The sequence below is a fragment of the Ensifer sp. SSB1 genome, assembly GCF_016652895.1.
Lineage (GTDB): Bacteria > Pseudomonadota > Alphaproteobacteria > Rhizobiales > Rhizobiaceae > Ensifer.
This window is the reverse complement of the sequence record NZ_JAEPRP010000315.1, coordinates 1-4003: the sequence shown is the minus strand read 5'-3', so window position 1 is coordinate 4003 and position 4003 is coordinate 1. Positions and strand designations below refer to the sequence as shown.

Sequence of the window (4003 nt, the reverse complement as noted above, 5' to 3'; positions counted from 1 at the left end):
ATCAGGTCGTCGAAGCCGGTGACGCTCGCCTTTTCCGGCACGTTGATGCCGGCGCTCAGTGATGGTGGCACGTGCCGCAATTGGGCGATGTTCCCGGCGGCACGGCGCGTCTCAAGCCATCGAAAAACGGCACTAAGAAGGCGGAGCCATCGGGGACCAATGCGGCATTTGCGCCGGTTGCTGTTAGCGCGAGCCAAGGTAGAAAATCGCCTGGGAAGTTGGGACCGGCGCATAAGGAACCCATAAAGATCGGAGCACTGGGGGATTTCAAACTGCGGCGCCTGCGTTCAGGCGGAAGTCGCATTTCGGATCGACGGCATCACAAAATTCTTGCCGGCACAGATGTATCGTTTCATTCGGCCATATTCTCGACACCGAGATTGTTGACCTCTCCGGCAGGCTGGGACCACCCGGCGCTCTTCGAGCGCCCGCTCTTGCTTTCTTCCGAGGAGGCAAGGGCGGGCGTTTTGCGCCTATTGAAAGATCATCCACTTGTCATTCGACAAACCTTCCGGGCACGTCACGAAACGAATCGTGCTGCACTTTCCGGGCTTTGAGCCCCTGGATGCCGTCAAGCACCAGGCGCGCTACAAACGATCGGCGGAAAAGACCGCCAAGCTTCACGACTTCGAGGTCGAGGTGGGGCCGGTACAGATCGGAGGGCCTAGCCGCTACTTCGACGTGGACAGCCAAGGCGTCGATTGGCGAACGATGACCCGCGTCTACGTCTTCGATCACAATGAAATCGTGAGAAGGCTGAACGGCCGGTCGACGTTGCACAGAATGGCAGCGGGCTACCTGAATGCCGCGCGCGTCGTCTGGGAAGGCGGTGCCTTGTCCTACTTCCGGCATGCGTGGCGCTTCGGGTTGTTCTTCCTCTTCCCGTTCCTGCTTATTGCGATCGGGATGGGGCTGAGCCTGCTGATCGCCACCGCTCCCTACTGGCTTGGGGTGGATGCTCCACTTCTGGCCCTGAGCGCAATCGTTGCCTATGTCGCCTTCTTCAAGCTCTTTCTCCCCTGGACCGAGAGATGGCATGCCCTACATCTCTTTTCCGACTGGGAACTGGCCGTCGCTGTTGCCAGGCTCGAAAAACCGTATTTGAAACAATGGATTGAAGAGAGCTTAGCGTCCGCGCGGGCGGCCCTCAGCGAGCCTGCTGACGAATATGTCATCACCTCCCACAGTATGGGCGCCAGCGTTGCCACACAGGTCCTCGGCGCCTTGGTGGAAAGGGAGCCGGATTTGTTCGAGCGGAAACGGATCATCTTCGTCACTCTCGGCGGCGCGATCCTGCAATGTGCGCTGTTGCGCAGTGCCGAGGTTCTTCGGGCCCGCGTCGGCGCCATTGCCCGTGTGAAGGAAATCTTCTGGTTCGACGTCCAATGCCTGACGGATGCGATCAATTTCTATCGATGCCAGGTCGTCGCGCTCGCTGGACACCCTGACGCGACGCAGCCGCCGATCGTCTTCATACGGCTCCGGCACATGCTTTCGCCGGAACGCTATCGCAGGATCAAGCGCGATTTCCTTCGGGTTCACCGGCAATACGTGCTCGACGCCGACGTTCGCGCGTCCTTCGATTTTACGATGATGACGGCCGGACCTTTCTCGGCCGCCTCATTCGCCAATCCAAGCTGAAGAAGGCCTCAGGATTTCAGCAGGGAGATGCCGCTTTCGCGGTCGAACAGATGCAGGCTCTCCGGTCCGATCGAGAAGGACACGGCATCGCCCGGTTTCGGACTTCCGCCCGCCTTGACCAGAGCGCCGATTTCCTTGCCGGCGAAAAGGAAAGTCACCAGCGCGTCGTTGCCGTGAAACTCGACGAGATCGGCAATACCCGACATGTGACTGGAGCCCACCTCCGCGATCTTGAGATCGGCGGGGCGGATACCGAGCACCAGTTGCTGACCATGGCTCAGGGTGAATTTTTCATCCGAGACCACGAAGTTGCCGCCGGCGCTGCGCAGTAACCAGCCGCCTTCGGTTTTCTCGGCCGCGACCTCGATGAAGTTCATATTGGGCGTGCCGATGAAACCGGCAACGAACAGGGTGCGCGGCCGCTCGTAGATTTCGGCGGGCGTGCCGACCTGCTCGATCGCGCCGCCCTTCATCAAGACGATCCGGTCGGCGAGCGTCATCGCCTCCAACTGGTCGTGCGTCACATAGATCGTCGTGGTCTTCAGCTTCTGGTGCAACCGCGCGATCTCGACACGCATGTGATTGCGCAGCTTGGCATCGAGATTGGACAGCGGTTCGTCAAAGAGGAAGACCCGCGGCGTCTTGATCATCGCACGGGCGATCGCGACGCGCTGCTGCTGGCCGCCGGACAATTCGGTCGGCTTGCGGGCGAGATAGGGCTCGAGCCCGAGTGTTGTCGATACGGCGCGGATGCGGATGTCGATCTCCGCCTTTGAGACTTTCATGCGCTTCAGCCCGAAGGCGATGTTGTCGTAGATCGTCATGTGCGGGTAGAGCGCATAATTCTGGAAGACCATGGCGACGCCGCGGTCGCGCGGTGGCAGGTCGTTCACTGTCCGCCCACCGATCGAGACGGTGCCGCCGGAAATGTCCTCAAGGCCGGCAATCATGCGCAGAAGCGTAGACTTGCCGCAGCCGGATGGGCCGAGAAACACGATGAATTCATGATCGGCGACATCGAGGTTGAAATCCCTGATGACATCAACGGCACCGTATTGCTTGTCGACATTGGAACAGACGATGTTCGCCATGGCTCAATCCTTCCCACTGTCCATGCGGATCTGCAGCTTGATGTCGGTCGGCCGCGCGGAAGCGGCGCGTTCGAAAGCCCGAATGCTGTCTTCGAACCGGAACGTGTCGGTGATCAGCGGCTTCAGGTCGACCTTGCCCGACGCGATCAACTGCAGCGCGCGGTCGAAGATGTTGGCGTATCGGAACACCGTTTCGATGCGGACCTCCTTTGAGATCGCGCCCGGTACGTCGAACTGGACGGCCTCGACCGGCAGGCCGACCAGCACGATGGCACCGCCCGGGCGCACGAGATCGAAGATACCGGAGAACGCCTTGGCGCTGCCGCTTGCCTCGAAGACGACATCGGCGCCCCAGCCGCCGGTTTCAGTTGCAATCACATCGGCAAAGGAGCGCTCGGCGATGTTGACCGGGGTGATGCCGGGATATTGCGCGGCGATCGCCAGTTTCTCGGCGCTGAAATCGGAGATGAAAACGCGGCTGCAGCCGCTAGCAAGGGCTGCCAGCGCCACCATGATGCCGATCGGCCCGCAGCCGATGACCGCGGCGACATCGCCGGGCGCGATCCGGGCGCGGGCGGCAGCCTGCATGCCGATGGCGAAGGGTTCGACCATGGCGCCCTCGGCGAAAGAGACGTTGTCCGGAAGCTTGTAGGTGAAGGCGGCCGGGTGGATGGCGAAGGGCGCCAGCACTCCATGCACCGGCGGCGTCGCCCAGAAGCGCACCTTCGGGTCGACATAGTAGATGCCGAGCTTGGAAGCGCGGGAGGTCAGATCCGGAACACCCGGCTCCATGCAGACCCGGTCGCCGACTGTTAGCGTTTCGACGTTGCTGCCGACCGCGACCACGGTGCCGGCGGCTTCGTGGCCGAGCACCATCGGCTCGCGCACCACATAGGGGCCGATGGCGCCATGGGTGTAATAATGCACGTCGCTGCCGCAGACGCCGACCGTGTGGATGGCGATCTTGACGTCATCGGGGCCGAGTTCCAGCGGTAGATCGATCTCGCGGAGCGAGAGCACGCCTTTTTGCTCGAGGACCAACGCTTGCATGAAGGATTTCCTTGTTTTCAGTGTCTTGGTTTTCGCGGTCTTGGGTTTCATTGGGTCTTGCGCTTGAAGGCGCTGTTGAGCATGCCGCTTAGAACCCCGATGAAGAGCAGGGGCGGGATGGAGAGCAGCACCACGGATGCGTTGAGGATGCCCCAGGGCACGTCGCGGACGAGCTGGGTCAGTTCAGAAGCGACGATCGGCAGCGTCTAGGCGTCGTATGT

General features: G+C 61.3%; 3 protein-coding genes and 1 pseudogene. 1 reads left to right on the top strand and 3 read right to left on the bottom strand.

Going from position 1 to position 4003, the window contains the following annotated elements:
* Positions 1 to 534: 534 nt before the first annotated feature.
* Complete coding sequence (locus tag I8N66_RS36500) at positions 535 to 1641, top strand: hypothetical protein (protein WP_291165274.1); 1107 nt, start codon at positions 535 to 537, stop codon at positions 1639 to 1641.
* An 8-nt stretch (positions 1642 to 1649) separates the two neighbouring features.
* Here I8N66_RS36500 and ugpC read toward each other — a convergent pair whose 3' ends face one another.
* The 3 genes and pseudogenes from ugpC to I8N66_RS36485 all read right to left on the bottom strand — a co-directional run.
* Positions 1650 to 2732, bottom strand: a complete 1083-nt coding sequence (ugpC, locus tag I8N66_RS36495) for a sn-glycerol-3-phosphate ABC transporter ATP-binding protein UgpC (protein ID WP_291165271.1) — start codon at positions 2730 to 2732, stop codon at positions 1650 to 1652.
* A gap of 3 nt (positions 2733 to 2735) precedes the next feature.
* The gene (locus tag I8N66_RS36490) at positions 2736 to 3782 is read right to left on the bottom strand and encodes an NAD(P)-dependent alcohol dehydrogenase (protein WP_291165268.1); all 1047 of its coding nucleotides are present in this window, start codon (positions 3780 to 3782) and stop codon (positions 2736 to 2738) included.
* Positions 3783 to 3829: 47 nt separating this feature from the next.
* Positions 3830 to 4003, bottom strand: a pseudogene (locus I8N66_RS36485) (carbohydrate ABC transporter permease); the annotation flags it as partial.

Bases quoted from the DNA above. Each gene is read 5' to 3' on its own strand.
- ugpC (WP_291165271.1), bottom strand. From the start codon at position 2,732: ATGGCGAACATCGTCTGTTCCAATGTCGACAAGCAATACGGTGCCGTT.
- I8N66_RS36490 (WP_291165268.1), bottom strand. From the start codon at position 3,782: ATGCAAGCGTTGGTCCTCGAGCAAAAAGGCGTGCTCTCGCTCCGCGAG.